Here is a 15034-nt window from a genome sequence, read left to right as displayed (position 1 = left end):
TGCGCCCTGCGGCGTTGTCAGTTCGCGGGTACGGGCACCAGCTCCAGCCGGCCTCCGGCCATCGCCACCACCGCGGACACGAAGGCCTGGAGGCAGGTGCGTTCGGCCTCCTCGTCGGGGAGCGCGAGGTGTTGCAGCGTGAGCCCGTCGAAGCCGGCGAGGAAGAACCGCGCGATCGCATCAGTGGGCTGGGCGAGGGGTTGGCCGGTGCGTTCGGCCGCCTCGGTGATCAGTCGCGCGGTCACCTCGGTCACCCCCCGGTAGTGGGCTTCGAGGGCCCCACTCAGAGCGGGCGAGCGGAGCGCGAACATGGTCAGTTCCGTGAGGAGTTGATGGCTTTCGGGCTGCTCACGCACCGTCCGCCACAGCGCGACCGCCAACGCGCTCGCTGTCTCCTCGAACCCTCCGTCGGCCGGTGCGGCCCCCTCGACCTGGGCCACCAGATCCTGTGTGAGCTGCTCCATGACCGCGAGGTACAGCCCTTCCTTCGTGCCGAAGGTGTAGTGCACCGTGGCCTGGGCCACCCCCAGCTCGGCGGCGATGGCACGCGTACTGCCGGCCGCGACGCCTTCCCTCGTCATGAAGTCGATGGCCGCTTTGATCAGCTGGGGGCGGCGCTCGGCCGCGGAAACGTGAGCCATGGGATCCATCATAGCGACTGAGTCCGACGAACAAGTCGCTCGAACAAGTCGGGATCTCTCACAGACGAACACCGAGGTGGCTCGACCGCCGACCCCTCTGTAGGCACCCGGGCATCACCGGCCGTCGGGCCTGGCCCCCGAAGTCCCCTGCACGGCCCCCTGTGCCCTGCGTCCGCCCTGCCTCGTCTGGCTACGTTCTGTGCATGTCAGTCAGTGCTCCAGGCCGGGCAGAGACCGGGCGCCCCGCCTCCAAGGCCGGTGCCCGAAGGGTCGCGACCCTCGTGTTCGCCGCGCAGGGTGTGTCCATCGCCGCCGTGTACACGACCGTCCCCGCGGTCACCGAACGCCTGGGGCTGGCTCCGCTCCTGACGACCACCCTGATGGTCACGGTGGCGCTGATGGCCGGGGCCGGCAGTTTCCTCGGTCTGGCCGCGATACGTGTCGCCGGTGCCGTCGCCACGATGCGCGGTGCCCTGCTGGCGGCCGTCGTCGCCCTGACGCTGATCGGCGTGGCCCCTGGCCAGGCGACCGCCGTCTGCGCGTACGTCCTCTTCGGGATCGCGATCGGTGCCCTCGACGTCGGGATCAACACCCGGGCAGCCGCGATCGAGCGCGCCTACGGACGCAGTGTCTTCGGCTCCTTCTACCTGGCGTGGAGCGTCGGCGGAGTCGTCTCGGCCCTGCTCACCGCCGCCGCGGCCCGGCTGGAGTGGCCCGTGGCAGGCGGCCTGGCCGTGCAGGCGGGGATCCTGTTGGTCGTCGCCGTCTGCGTACGTACGCATGCCCTGCCCGCTGCCGCGGAATCGCCGTCCCCGTCGGCGCAGCCGCCCCTGGGCCGCCGCCTGTGGATCCGGCTCCTCCCCTTCGGTCTGGTCCTCCTCGTCGTCTACGTGGTGGACTCCACGGTCTCGGCCTGGTCCGCGGTCTACCTACGCCGGACCCTCGACGCGTCGCTCACGGTGGCGCCGATGGCGTACGCGGCCTACCAGGCCGGCACGGTGGTCGGCCGCGCCGCCACCGACCGGCTCGTGCAGCGGTTCGGTGCGGGCGCCGTCGTCCGTACCGCCGCCCTGCTGGTAGCGGGCGCCCTGGCGGGCATGGCCGCCGCGCCGAGCTGGCCGTTCGCCGTGCTCGCGGCCGGGGCGGTGGGGCTGGGGGCGTCCGTCCTGGCCCCGCTGTGTCTGGCCTCCGCCGCGCAGCTGCGCCCCGACGCCTCTGAGGCGGTCCTGGCCCGGCTGAACCTCTTCAACTACGCGGGCGTCGTCACCGGTGGCGCCGTGAGCGGACTCCTCGGCTCCACCGGCGAGTTCCGCCTGGCCTACGCGGCATCGGCCGCCCTGGCGGTGCTCGTCCTCGCCGCGGCCCGCCATTTCGCCCAGCCACCCCATACGGCAGTACAGGAGCCCGCGACGCCGGGCACCGTTCAACCGAAGAGTTGAACGGGGTGCGTGCCGATGGGCGACGCGCGAACGCCTGCCCGCGCCGGAGACTCGTCTCGCCCGCGGTCGACCCGGATCAAACCCGAGCCGTTTCGACCCGGATCAAGCCCGGGGTCGCGATGTGCTGGACCAGGGCTCGGCAGGCGGAGAGAGGACCCCCCACCCATGTCCAGCAACATCAGCAGGCGCGGCATTCTCGCGGTCGGTGCCGGAGCGACGGTGGCCGCGGCGACCGGTTCCGCCACCGCGAACGCCGCGGAGAACGCGCGCGGCGACAGGAGCGGCACAGGATCGTCCTCCGGTGTCTTCGTAAGGGAGGAGACACGCTCGCTCGACCAGCTCTACCAGGCCGCACTTGCCGAGGGCGGCAGGCTCGTCGTCTACGCGGGCGGTGATGTCGACGACCAACTGGCAGGTGTCCGGGCGGGGTTCCGGAGCAGGTTCCCCGACATCGACCTGACCATCGTCGTGGACTACAGCAAGTTCCACGACGCACGGATCGACAACCAGCTCGCCACGGACACTCTGGTCCCGGACGTCGTCCAGCTCCAGACCCTCCAGGACTTCACCCGCTGGGCGCGACAGGGCGAGCTGCTGTCCTACAAGCCCGCCGGGTTCTCCGCCGTCCATCCGAAGTTCAAGGATCCGGGGGGTGCCTGGACGGCGGTCATGGCTGTCGCGTTCAGCTTCGTGTACAACGTGGCGGCGGTCGGCGCCGAGGTGCCCCGCACCCCGCTGGACTTCGTCGACCCCCGCTGGAAGGGCGCCATCGCCTCTTCGTACCCGCATGACGACGACGCGGTGCTGTACCTGTTCTCGCTCTATGTGCGGAAGTACGGCTGGGAGTGGGTCGCCAAGTTCGCCGCGCAGCAGCCGCAGTTCGCCCGCGGCTCCCACAAGGCGGGGGTCGCGGTGGGCGCCGGGCAGAAGAGCATCGGCGTCGGTTCGTCGGGCAGTCTGCTCGCCACCGGCGGGGCGTCGAGGTGGGCGCTGCCGAGCGCGGGGCACCCGTTCATGGCGTGGGGCCAGCGGGCCGCGATCCTGAAGCAGGGCGCCCACCCCACGGCCGCCAAGCTGTACCTGAACTGGATGCTGTCCCCCGAGGTCCAGGGGTCGTCGTTCAGCGGCTGGTCGGTCCGTACGGACATCCCGCTGAAGAGCGGTCTCAAGCCGATCTGGGAGTACAAGGACGCCAACCTCGACGGCTTCCCGGTGTTCATGGAGGACCGCGCCCGGGTCGAGCAGCTCAAGCAGACCTTCGCGCTGTACTTCGGCGAGGTCCAGGGCGCCCCTTCACCCGGCGTCCTCGGCCTGCACCCGGGCCGCTGACCCCGGGGGCCCCGCAAGGGCTCCCGGCGGGGGCTCCCTGCCGGTTTACGCCGGTCACACACTGGTTCGGGTTAAAGTCTGCCGCTCCTGTCGTGACCGTCACCCAGCAGGGAGCCGCCGCCGTGCCGCCCTCTCGATCCGCCCTGCGCAGGCTTCCCCTGTCGGCGCGGCAGCTTCCGCACCTGGTCTTCCTGGCCGTCGTCGTCGGCACCCTCGCCCGGCTCGTCGCCGTGCACACATGGCTGTGCTGGGCCGTCGCCCCGCCCATCGTCGTACTGGCCCTGGTGTACGTGGGCGGGCTGATGCGGTGGGACCGGCTCGGCACCCGGGGCAGGCCCGCCTGGCTGGGGCTGCTCCTGCTGCTGTGGGGGTGCGTCTGCTGGATCCTGCCGGCCGATCTCACCACCGGGTACGTCTGGTTGGCCGTCCCGCTGGCCGTCGTGGCGCAGCGGATGCCCGGACGCCGGCTGCCTCTCGCTGCGCTCTGGGTGACGACCGTGGTGCTCGTGGCGACGCTCGTCCGGATCAGGGGCGGGTTCGACCTCGAACTCGTCGCGCCGCCGACCGCAGCCGTCTGGGCGACCGTGGCCCTGCACCGCACCCAGGACCGGCTGATGCGTGAACTGACCGCCACGAGAGGTGAGTTGGCGGCCCGGCAGCGCGAGGCCGGGCGCCTCGCCGAGCGGGCCCGCCTCGCCCGGGACCTGCACGACACCCTGGCCCAGGAGATCGTGGGGAGCCGCATGCTGCTCCAGGCCGCCGAACGGGACTGGGACCGCAGGCCCGACGCGGCAAGGCGACAGGTGCGGGCCGTGGTCGACGCGCTCGGCACGCACCTCGCGGAGACCCGCGGCATCATCCACGACCTCACCCCGCCCGGTCTGGAACGTGACGGCCTGGAGACGGCACTGCACGAGCTCTGCGCTCGCGCGGACGCGGCTCCAGGAGCTCCCGCCGTCTCCGTCTCCACACGGGGTGAGCCCTGTCCGGTGCCCGACGAACGGGCCGTCGCCCTGCTCCGCGTGACCCGCGGGCTGCTGGCGAACGCGTGCGAACACGCTCGCGCCTCGCATGTCCGGGTCACCCTTCAGCACGCCGACGGGGCCGTGGCGGTCGAAGTCAGCGATGACGGAAGGGGGTTCGATCCGGCGACCGCGCTCCCCGGGAAGGACGGGCGGGGATTCGGACTGGCCGCCGCGCGCGAACGGCTGGCCGAGCTGGAAGGCACGCTCACCGTCGACGGCGTACCAGGACGCGGGACCCGGGCCAGAGCGACCCTCCCGGTGCGGGCGCGTGTCACCGCGGGCGCGGCATGAACGAGGCTGTCGCGGTGTCGGCCGTGCGGATCCTGATCGTGGACGACCATGTCGTCGTACGGGCCGGTCTGCGGGCCCTGCTGGAGGGCGAGCCCGGCTTCGACGTGATCGACGAGACCGGTGACGGCGAGAAGGCCGTACTCCTCGCCGACCGGCACCGGCCCGACGTGGTCCTGATGGACCTGCGGCTGGCGAACGGCGACGCGGCTGCCGACGCCGACACGGGCGGCATCGCCGCGACCCGTCGGATCACGGCCGCCGTTCCCGGCGTCAATGTCGTCGTCCTGACCAGCTACGGCACCAGAGGAGACGTCGTCCGTGCCATGGAGGCGGGCGCTCGCGGCTATGTCCTCAAGGCGGGCCCGCCGGAAGAACTCTTCCGCGCGGTACGCGCCGCCGCGGCAGGGGGCATGGGCCTGGCTCCCGAGGCCACCGCCCACCTCGTCGGCGGGACGATGGGTACCGGCCCGGTGCTGAGTGAGCGCGAGCTCGAAGTCATCGGATTGCTCGCCCGGGGACACAGCAACCGGGCCATCGCGACGGCCCTGCATCTCGCCGAGGCCACGGTCAAGACGCACCTCGTCCGCATCTACCGCAAGCTCGGCACCGAGAACAGGGCCGGCACGGTGTCCGAGGCCGTGCGGCGGGGACTGCTCGAAATCGGTGGATGAGGCGTCCGGCCGCCACCCCCACGAGCCCGCCCGCACAAGCCCGCCCTCGGTCGATCGCGGCGTGACAACCACCCGAAAGCGATGCGCGCGCAAAGCCCGGGGTCGGGCCGGAAATGCGCAATTTCCCTGACGGCCCATCATGAAATAACCGTGTTAACTCGACGCGCGACCCCTTGCCAAGCCGAGATAGTACGTGTTCGGATTATCTCTGTCGGGCGGCACCCACCGTCCCGAAACCGCTGCTCAACTCATGCGCCGCGGGGTCCGTCGACCCTGCCTCCGCTCCCCGTCTCCCCTCTTCGCTCTCCCTTTCTGTCCCCTCCCCCGACTGTTGCTCTCCCCTTCCGTCGCCATGCCCGGAGCGTGTCTGCGCCATGCCCGCAGCCCGCGGGAGAACGCGATCGGTAACCCTCAGCGAACCCTGGAGGAAGCACGTGTTCGACCTTTCGTCCGTCGACCTGCTCGACGCCTTCACTCGCGAGCTGCGGCTGTGCAAGGTACGCAGCGGCGAGCACGTCGTGGTGCTGTCCGAGCCCGGCAGCCGCGGCGACTACATCGCCGCCGCCTTCGGCGCCGCCAAGGCGTGCGGGGCGCATGTCATCTCCGCGACCGTGCCGGGCGGCAGCCCCGCGCCGATGCCCAGCACCCACACCGGTGCGGGACCGGGCCTGGTCTCCGTACTCAACGACACCACCGCGCAGGACCTGCTGAAGTCGGCCGACCTCGTCGTCGACCTGACCCGCGAGGGCTTCATCCACGCTCCGGTCCAGCAGGAGATCCTGCGCGCAGGCACCCGCATCATCTTCGTCTGCGATGCCCCCGACGTGCTGATCCGCAACCTGCCCAAGGAGGGCGACAAGGCCGAGGTGCTGGAGGGCGTCGGCCTGCTGAAGCGGTCGTCCGTCATGCGGGTCACCTCGGACGCCGGAACCGACCTCACCGTCCAACTCGCCGGATCCAAGCCGGAGTTCCAGTGCGGCTTCGCCGACGACCCCGGCCGCTGGGACCACTGGCCGAGCACGATGGTGCTGTGCTGGCCGGAGATCTCCGACGGGCAGATCGTGCTCGCCGAGGGCGACATCCTGCTGCCCTTCAAGGAGTACGTCCGCTCCCCCGTCACCCTGCAGATCGCGGGCGGACACATCGAGAAGGTGTCCGGCGGCGCCGAGGCCGAGCTGCTGTCGACCTTCTTCGAGGACGCCCAGGACGAGTGGGCGCGCAGCCTCTCCCACATGGGCTGGGGCCTGATGCGCACCGCCGACTGGTTCGCCACGGCCATGTACGGCAAGGACGACCTGATGGGCATGGACGCCCGCGCCTTCGCCGGGAACTTCCTGTGGTCGACCGGTCCGCACCCGGTCCTCGGGCGTGAGTCGTACGCCCACCTCGACATCGCGATGCGCGGCTGCACCGTCACCGTCGACGACGTCGAGGTCGTCACCGGCGGAAAGCTCACCGACGGCTGACCGCGCTCGCCCTCGCGCCGGCCCTCACGGTCGCCGCGCGACCGGCCCGCGCACGAACCACCCGTACACGCCCGCCAGTTGGAGGAAGAGTGGCGTCCAGTCAGTCGTACGAAGTCACCGTCGTCGGGGGAGGTCTCGGCGGGCTCACCGCCGCGCTGGCGCTTCGGCAGCGTGGGCTGCGGGTCACCGTCCTGGAGCAGGCGGCCGAGCTCGGCGAGGTCGGCGCGGGCATCCAGACGGCGCCCAACGCGAGCCGGGTGGTGATGGGGCTGGGGCTGCGCCGGCAGATGGAGGCCATCCACACCGAGCCGCTCGATCAGGTGCGGCGCCGGTGGAAGGACGGCGGCATCGTCGGGCTGACGTCGCTGGGGCGGCGCGTCAAGGAGCAGTTCAACGCGCCGTACTGGCACTACCACCGGGCCGATCTGCATCGCATCCTGCTGGAGGCGTGCGGGGATCCGGACGGCCCCGGCCCCGTCGTGGACGTACACACCGCGAGCAAGGTCGTCGAGCTGGACCGTACGGACCCCGCGCGGCCCGTGGCGGTCACCGACGACGGGCGCCGCCACGTCGGCGACGCGCTCATCGGCGCCGACGGCATCCGCTCGCGGACACGAGACCTGATGGGCCTCTCCGACACCCTGGAGTTCTCCGGTGAGATGGCCTTCCGGGCGCTGATCCCCGGCGATCTGATCGCCGCCGACCCGGCGACGCGCTGGCTCATGGACCGCTTCCAGAGCACGATCTGGTACGGACCCGACCGGCACCTCGTGCACTACGTGATCCGCGGCGGCGAGTACCTGAACGTGGTGGCGTGCGTGCCCTGCACGGACGAGGTCGCCGAGAAGTGGAGCGTGTCCGCGACCGCGCAGGACCTCGTGGAGGCGTTCCCCGGCTGGGACGACCGCGTACCGGCCATGCTGTCCAAGGCGAAGGAGGACGTCTCCGCCTTCGCCCTCCACCACCGGCGCCGCGACCCGGTGTGGATGGACGGCCGGGTCGCCCTCCTCGGCGACGCCTGCCACGCGATGCTCCCCTATCAGGCGCAAGGTGCCTCGCAGGCCATGGAGGACGCCGCCGTACTGGCCGAGGAACTCGGCGCGGTCACGGCCGCCGGAGTCGAGGGAGCTCTGCGCCGCTATGTCGACCGGCGCGCCAAGCACGCCGGCATGGTCCAGGACGCCTCCCTGCGCAACAAGACCTTCTACCACCTGCCCGACGGCCCCGAACAACGGGCCAGGGACGAGAAGTTGAGGAACTTCGACGGGGAGTCCGACCTCTCCTACGACTGGCTGTGGTCGGGCACCCCGCTCAACGACCCGGATCTCGGCGCGTTCTCCTACCAGTTCGCCCGCTGATCCCCGCCCCTTAGAACTGCCACCCCCTGCACCGTCCGGTCCGCACGCCGGAGCCCCGCGAAAGAGCGCGCCCGCAACCGTGCGGCACGTACCAGACACGCAACACCGTGGAGCGAACGTGAAAACAGGCGATCAGATCGTTCAGGAACTGCCCTGGAAGTGGTCCGTCCAGGGAAAGATCTTCATCATCGGCGGCCTCGGCTACCTGTTCGACGCGTACGACATCGCCCTGAACGGCTTCCTCATGCCGCTCGTGGGTGAGCAGTTCGACCTCTCGCTGAGCGATCACGGGCTCGTCGCGACCGCCAACCTCGTCGGCATGGCCGTCGGTGCCATCGCGTGGGGTTCGGTCGCTGACCGGATCGGCCGGAAGAAGGCCTTCAGCGTCACGCTGCTGATCTTCGCGCTCTTCTCCGTCCTCGGCGCCCTCTCCCCCACGTATCCCGTCTTCCTCGCCCTGCGCTTCCTCGCGGGTATCGGCCTCGGCGGCTGCATCCCCGTGGACTACGCGCTGGTGAGCGAGTTCTCGCCGCGCAAGTACCGGGGGCGGATACTCACCGGGCTCGATGTGTGGTGGCCGGTGGGCGTCACGCTGTGCGGGTTCGTGTCGACGGCGCTGCTGACGGTCGACGGCAACTGGCGGTGGATGCTGGCGACGATGGTCCTGCCCGCGCTGCTGCTGTTCTGGGCCCGCCGCGGCATCCCGGAGTCGCCCATCTACCTGACCAAGAAGGGCCGCGAGGTGGAGGCCCGGAAGGTCATCGACGACCTGGTCGCCCGCACCGGAGCACCCGTCGTGCCGTACACGATCCCGGAGCCCGTCCCCGAGACCGGGCCTCGCGGGGTGGCCGCCGCGGCCGAGCAGCTGCGCCGCATCTGGAGCTTCAGCCCGCGCATCACCTCCGCGGCCTGGCTGCTGTTCGCCACGATCATGCTGGTCTACTACGCGGCCCTGAGCTGGATGCCGACGATCCTGCGGGAAGAGGGCCTCGGTGACACGGCGGCCTTCATGAAGACCACCCTCATGAGCGGGGTCGGCATCATCGGTGTGCTGGTGTCCACGGCCCTCGTCGACATCGTCGGCCGCAAGTGGCTCATCGGAGTCTCGGCACCTGTCGCCTCCCTCGCGCTGGTCGTGTTCGCGCTCGTCATGGAGATGCCGACCGGGTCCGTCGTGGCCATCGCCGTCTTCGGCTTCCTGATCCAGCTCACCATTCCCGTCCTGTACGCGTACGCCTCGGAGCTGTATCCCACCGAGCTGCGGGCCAGCGGCTTCGGCTGGGCCTCGTCGGTCAGCCGGGCGCTCACCGGATTCGCCCCGATGCTGTTCGGCTCGCTCATGTGGCCGGTGCTGGGGCTGCCGATGACCTTCGCGGTACTGGGGATCGCGGTACTGCTGGCCGTCGTGTGGATGGCGTTCGCGGCACCGGAGACGAAGGGCCGGGTCCTCGACGCCGGCGAGGAGGAGACACCGGCCGCCGTTCCCCGGGCCGTCCCCGAGCAGGCGGCCCTCTGAGGCACGGCCCGTACTCGGGTACGCCGACACGACCCCGTACGGAACTCACGGAACGTACGACAGGAGGACCATGAAGCCCGCCCCCTTCCAGTACCACCGGGCCCGCGACGTCGACGGCGCCTCACGGCTGCTGGCCGAACTCGGCGACGACGCCAAGGTCATCGCCGGCGGACAGAGCCTCGTCGCGATGATGAACTACCGGCTGGCCCGGCCGCGCCACCTCGTCGACATAGGCGGCCTGCGCGAACTGGACCGGATGCACCGGGACGCCGAGGGCGGACTGCGCGTCGGGGCGCTCACCACCCACCACACGGTGGAGAGCGACCCGGCCGGGGTGCTGGGGGCGGGCTTCGAGGTCCTGCGGAAGACCATGACCTGGATCGGGCACCTCCCGATCCGCACCCGTGGCACGGTCGGTGGCAGCATGGCGCACGGCGACGCCACCGCCGAGTGGTGTCTGCTCGCGGTGACACTCGGCGCGGAGTTCGTGGCACGCGGGCCGCGGGGAGAGCGTGTGATCCCGGCCGGGGACTTCTTCCTCGGCTACTACACAACCGCCCTCGACCCCGACGAGATCCTCGTCGAGATCGTCTTCCCCCGACCCGCACCGCACGCCGCACTCACCGAATTCGCCGAGCGGCGCGGGGACTTCGCCCTCGTCGCCGCCGCGGTAGACCTCGATGTGGAGGACGGCGAGGTGCGCGGGGGCCGGGTGGCTCTCGGTGGGGTGGCGTCCGCCGCCGTCCGAGTGCCGGAGGCCGAGAGGGTGTTGACGGCCGGCGGCTCCTTCGAGGCGTGCGCGTCGGCTGCCGCGGAGGCCGTGGAACCGCCCGCCGACGCGTCGGGCAGTACGCACTACCGCAAGGAACTCGTCCGGACCCTGATCCGGCGCGCCTGCGAGGAGGCGGTGTCCCGATGAGCAACACCCCTTTGGCTGAAGGCAAGTTGGTGGGCAAGGCGGTTCGCCGTCGCGAGGATCCGCGGCTGCTCGCCGGGCGCGGCCGGTTCGTCGACGACGTCGCGCTGCCCGGCATGCTGCACGCCCAGTTCGTACGCAGCACGGTCGCGCATGCGGAACTCGCCTCGATGGATGTGTCGGCGGTGCGCGAAGTCCCGGGCGTCGTCGCGGTGTTCACAGCCGAGGACCTGGAACTGGCCGACATCGTCGCTCAACTGGGGCGCCCACTCTCGGAGTTCGTCCCGACCGCGATGCCGGTCCTCGCCCGCGACAAGGTTCGCTACGTCGGTGAGCCGATCGCGATCGTCGTGGCCCGCGACGCGTACGCGGCGGAGGACGGCCTGGAGGCGGCGAAGGTCTCGTACGCCACGCTGCCCCCGGTCATGTCCGAGGAGGCGGCGTTCGCGGACGGCGCCCCGCTCGTCCATGCCGAGGCCGCGCACAACACCCTGGTGGACGTCTCGCTCTTCGCGACTGAGGGCATCGACCGGATCTTCGAGGCCGCACCCTGCGTTGTCGAGGTCGACACCAGGACCGGACGGCAGAACGCGCTTCCGCTGGAGACCCGGGGTGCCGTGGCCCACTGGGACGACCGCGAGGAACAGCTCGTCCTGCACACGTGCACCCAAATCCCGCACCAGGTAAGGACGGTGGCGTCCCGCTGTCTGCGTCTCGACGAGCGGGCCGTGCGGGTCGTGGTGCCCGACATGGGCGGCGGGTTCGGCCAGAAATGCGTCGTGGGCCGCGAGGAGATCGCCGCCGCGGCAGCCGCGCTGCGACTTCGGCGGCCGGTGAAGTGGATCGAGGACCGCAAGGACGCCCTGTCCGCGTCGTTCCTCGCCCGCGAACAGCACTACCGGGCACGCGCGGCCTTCGACGCCGAGGGCGGGATCCTCGCGCTCGACACGGACGTGGTCTGCGACATGGGCGCCTACTCCTGCTACCCCTTCACCGCGGGCATCGAGCCGCTGATGGCGTCCGCCGAGATGCCCGGCGTCTACAAGCTGCCCGCGTACCGGGTGCGGGGCCGGGCGGTCACCACCAACAAGGCGCCCACCGGGCCGTATCGCGGGGTGAGCCGGCCGCAGTACGTCATGGTCATGGAGCGGCTCTTCGAGCGCGCCGCCCGCGAACTGGGCCTGGACCCGGTCGAGATCCGCCGCCGCAACGTCATCACCGACTTCCCGTACACGGGCGTCAACAACATCACCTACGACCCCGGTTCCTATCTGGAGTCGCTGAACCTCTGCGAGCGGCTCGTCAAGGACGAGGGCTGGTACGAGAAGCAGGCAGCGGCGGCGGCCGAGGGCCGGCACATCGGCATCGGCTACTCGTGCTTCAGCGAGCGCACCGGCTACGGCTCGGCGGCCTTCGCCCAGCGCAAGATGAAGGTGGTGCCCGGCTTCGACATCTCCGAGGTACGGATGGACACCAGCGGCGCGGTCACCTTCACCACCGGCACCATGAACCACGGCCAGAGCCACGAGACGACGATGGCGCAGATCGTCGCCGACGAACTCGCCCTGGACATCGCCAAAGTGAGACTCCATCAGGGAGACACCGACCGCATCACCTACGGCTTCGGCACCTTCGCCAGCCGCTCCATCACCATCGGCGGCAGCGCGGTACGCCTGGCCGCCGCGAAGCTCGGCGACAAGCTACGGGCAATCGCCGCCTCTCGCTGGGGAGTTGGCCCGGACGAGGTGGAGCTGACGGAGGGCGCCGCCCGCCGCCGTAACACCCAAGACGTTCTCCCCTACCAGGAGATCGCCGACATCGCCTATCTCCAGGCGCACTTGCTGCCCAAGGACATCGAGCCGGGCCTCTCGGTCACCGCCACCTTCGACGTCTTCAACGACGGCACCTTCTCCAACGCCACGCACGCCTGCGTCGTCGAACTCCACGCGGGCACCGGGCAGGTGGAGATCCTGCGGTACGTCTGCGTCGAGGACTGCGGGGTCGCCATCAACCCGCAGGTCGTGGAGGGGCAGTGCCGGGGCGGCATCGCGCAGGGCATCGCGGGCGCGCTGTTCGAGCAGGTGACGTACGACGCCCAGGGCGAGCCGTCGGCGACCGGCTTCATGGACTACAAGGTGCCCACCGCGCACGAGATCCCCGACGTACTGATCCACCACCTGGAGACGCCCTGCGCGTTCACCGAGACCGGCGCGAAGGGTGCCGGCGAGGGCGGCACGATCGGGGCACCCGCCGCCGTCCTCAACGCAGTCAACGACGCCCTGCGCCCGACCGGCGTCGAACTCGACCACACACCGATCACCCCCGAGACCGTGCACCGCGCGCTGAACGGCGCCCCGAGCCTGGAGTTGTCCTCATGAACACCGACCCCGTGGCGACGCATCCGGACCTCCAGCTCATCACCCTCGACGTCAACGGCGAGCGGTACGACGTCGTCACCGAGCCCCGCCGCACCCTCGTCGACGTACTCCGGCACGAACTGCGGCTGACCGGTACGCACGTCGGCTGCGAGCACGGCATCTGCGGCGCCTGCACGGTGCTGGTCGACGAACGGCCCGTACGCGCCTGCCTGATGTTCGCGGCGCAGGCCGAAGGGGCGCGGATCCGCACGGTCGAGTCTCTGGCGGACAGCGACAACCGGCTCAGCGATCTGCAACGGGCGTTCAGCGAGCACCACGCGCTGCAGTGCGGGTTCTGCACTCCCGGGTTCCTGATGCTCGCCGAAGGCTTCCTCGGCGAGCGGCCCGAGGCGAGCAAGGAGGAGATCCGCGAAGTGGTCGCCGCCAATCTGTGCCGGTGCACCGGCTACCAGACCATCGTCGAGGCGATCGAGGCCTGCGCGACGGCTCGGCGCGGGGCCTGCGTCACGCCCTGTATCCCCGACAGCCCTGCCGACAAGGAGCACTGACGCATGCAGCTCACCAACACCGTGCCGATCAAGGCCTCCCCCGACGACGTCTTCGCCCTGATGAACGACGTCGAACGGGTCGCCTCCTGCATGCCGGGCGCCGCGCTCGACGGGCAGGACGGTGACACCTGGCGGGGCCGGGTGAAGATCCGGGTGGGTCCCATCAGCGCCTCCTACGCGGGTACCGTCCGCTTCCTGGAGATCGACGCCGAGAAGCGGCGACTGCGGGTGCACGCGCGCGGTACCGACACCCACGGCAGTGGGGACGCGGAGGCGGAGGTCGCTCTCGAAATCCTCGCGGCGCCGGAGGGAGCGCTGCTCCAGCTCTCCACGGACCTGGTGATCCGGGGCAAGATCGTCCAGTTCGGCAAGGGCGCGATCGTCACGGTGTCGGACCGGATCCTCCAGCAGTTCGCCCGGAACCTGGGGAGCCTGCTGGACCAGGACCGGGCCGTCGGAGCCGCCTCACCAAGCGCCTCACCCACGAAACCCACGAATACATCGGCATCCGCTACATCGGTATCCGCTCCCGCCGCTGCGCAGCCGGCCCTCGCGCAGGGCTCCGACCTCGACGGCCTGGCGATGCTCCTCGGCCCGCAGGCCGCCAAGTACGGCCTGGTGGCAGGGGCGTTCGCCCTGGGGGTCCTGGAAGGCTGGCTGCTCGGCCGACTCACCGCCCAGGCACGGGAGTTGCGGGCCCTACGGAGGACGTCATGAGCGACGCCGGGTACGGACAGGAGACCAACCGGACCTACGAACGGGCCGGCTTCGGCGCCCCCGTACGCCGTGGCGACCGCCCGGCGCTGGTCGTCGTCGACCTCACACGGGGTTTCACCGAGCCCGGCTTCCCTTCCGGGGCCGACCTCACCCAAGTCGTCCGCGCCACGGGCGAGTTGATCGCGGCGGCTCGCCCGGCCGACGTACCGGTGGTGTTCACCGCGATCTCCTACACACCGGCCGAGACGGCGGGCGATGCCGTCACCTGGCTGCACAAGGCGCAGGGCATGCGGAGCCTCGTCGAAGGCAGTGAGGAGGTCGCGCTCGACCCGAGGCTGCCCCGGGAGCCACAGGACCATCTGATCGTGAAGAAGGGCGCGTCCGCGTTCTTCGGTACCTCCCTGGCCGCCCTGCTGACCGGGCTCGGCCGCGACACGGTGCTGGTGTGCGGGGCGACGACCAGTGGCTGCGTACGGGCCACCGCCGTGGACGCCGTGCAGTCCGGTTTCTCGGTGCTGGTGCCGAGGGAGTGCGTCGGCGACCGCGCCCCCGGTCCGCACGAGGCGAGCCTCTTCGACATCCAGGCCAAGTACGGCGACGTGATCGGCGTCAAGGAGGCCGTCGGGTATCTCGACGGCCTGCCGAGGACAGCCCCGTAACCCCAACTGCTCAACCATTCCCAACCGCTCCGCACGATTCCCAACTGCTCCGCACCACAGGAGAGCTCCATGCCCCCGCC

Annotated in this window: 13 protein-coding genes; 12 read left to right on the top strand and 1 reads right to left on the bottom strand. The window is 70.9% G+C overall.

Going from position 1 to position 15034, the window contains the following annotated elements; translation table 11 throughout:
- Positions 1 to 17 precede the first annotated feature (17 nt).
- The gene (locus tag AOK17_RS36625; protein WP_055616917.1) at positions 18 to 641 is read right to left on the bottom strand and encodes a TetR/AcrR family transcriptional regulator; all 624 of its coding nucleotides are present in this window, start codon (positions 639 to 641) and stop codon (positions 18 to 20) included.
- A 203-nt stretch (positions 642 to 844) separates the two neighbouring features.
- On the opposite strand from AOK17_RS36625, the gene AOK17_RS36620 reads away from it, so the two are divergent.
- The 12 genes from AOK17_RS36620 to AOK17_RS36565 all read left to right on the top strand — a co-directional run bounded on the left by AOK17_RS36620 (position 845) and on the right by AOK17_RS36565 (position 14954).
- Entirely contained in the window at positions 845 to 2080 is a 1236-nt protein-coding gene (locus AOK17_RS36620) for an MFS transporter (protein WP_079053477.1), read from the top strand.
- 165 nt (positions 2081 to 2245) lie between these two features.
- Entirely contained in the window at positions 2246 to 3409 is a 1164-nt protein-coding gene (locus AOK17_RS36615) for an ABC transporter substrate-binding protein (RefSeq protein ID WP_055616915.1), read from the top strand.
- 92 nt (positions 3410 to 3501) lie between these two features.
- Positions 3502 to 4725, top strand: coding sequence for a sensor histidine kinase (locus AOK17_RS36610; RefSeq protein ID WP_245697593.1), 1224 nt, complete (start codon positions 3502 to 3504; stop codon positions 4723 to 4725).
- Positions 4722 to 5396, top strand: a complete 675-nt coding sequence (locus AOK17_RS36605; RefSeq protein WP_055616914.1) for a response regulator transcription factor — start codon at positions 4722 to 4724, stop codon at positions 5394 to 5396. Before AOK17_RS36610 ends, AOK17_RS36605 begins: the two co-directional genes overlap by 4 nt.
- A 434-nt stretch (positions 5397 to 5830) precedes the next feature.
- Positions 5831 to 6862: a 2,5-dihydroxypyridine 5,6-dioxygenase NicX family protein gene (locus AOK17_RS36600; RefSeq protein WP_055616913.1), complete on the top strand. Its 1032-nt coding sequence runs from the start codon at positions 5831 to 5833 to the stop codon at positions 6860 to 6862.
- Positions 6863 to 6951: 89 nt separating this feature from the next.
- Entirely contained in the window at positions 6952 to 8220 is a 1269-nt protein-coding gene (locus AOK17_RS36595) for an FAD-dependent monooxygenase (protein ID WP_055616912.1), read from the top strand.
- A gap of 118 nt (positions 8221 to 8338) precedes the next feature.
- On the top strand, positions 8339 to 9736 hold the full coding sequence (locus tag AOK17_RS36590) for an MFS transporter (RefSeq protein ID WP_055616911.1): 1398 nt from the start codon (positions 8339 to 8341) through the stop codon (positions 9734 to 9736).
- A gap of 70 nt (positions 9737 to 9806) precedes the next feature.
- The gene (locus AOK17_RS36585; RefSeq protein ID WP_055616910.1) at positions 9807 to 10655 is read left to right on the top strand and encodes an FAD binding domain-containing protein; all 849 of its coding nucleotides are present in this window, start codon (positions 9807 to 9809) and stop codon (positions 10653 to 10655) included.
- Positions 10652 to 13030, top strand: a complete 2379-nt coding sequence (locus AOK17_RS36580; protein WP_055616909.1) for a xanthine dehydrogenase family protein molybdopterin-binding subunit — start codon at positions 10652 to 10654, stop codon at positions 13028 to 13030. Before AOK17_RS36585 ends, AOK17_RS36580 begins: the two co-directional genes overlap by 4 nt.
- Positions 13027 to 13578 (top strand): (2Fe-2S)-binding protein, encoded by a 552-nt coding sequence (locus AOK17_RS36575; RefSeq protein WP_055616908.1) that lies wholly within the window; start codon positions 13027 to 13029, stop codon positions 13576 to 13578. Before AOK17_RS36580 ends, AOK17_RS36575 begins: the two co-directional genes overlap by 4 nt.
- A 3-nt stretch (positions 13579 to 13581) precedes the next feature.
- The gene (locus tag AOK17_RS36570; RefSeq protein WP_055616907.1) at positions 13582 to 14295 is read left to right on the top strand and encodes an SRPBCC family protein; all 714 of its coding nucleotides are present in this window, start codon (positions 13582 to 13584) and stop codon (positions 14293 to 14295) included.
- The gene (locus tag AOK17_RS36565) at positions 14292 to 14954 is read left to right on the top strand and encodes an isochorismatase family protein (protein WP_055616906.1); all 663 of its coding nucleotides are present in this window, start codon (positions 14292 to 14294) and stop codon (positions 14952 to 14954) included. The genes AOK17_RS36570 and AOK17_RS36565 overlap by 4 nt, the downstream gene beginning before the upstream one ends.
- The last annotated feature ends 80 nt before the right edge of the window (positions 14955 to 15034 follow it).

It is taken from the genome of Streptomyces phaeochromogenes (assembly GCF_001418655.1).
GTDB classification, from domain to species: domain Bacteria; phylum Actinomycetota; class Actinomycetes; order Streptomycetales; family Streptomycetaceae; genus Streptomyces; species Streptomyces phaeochromogenes.
This window is presented reverse-complemented; position numbering and strand designations above follow the sequence as displayed.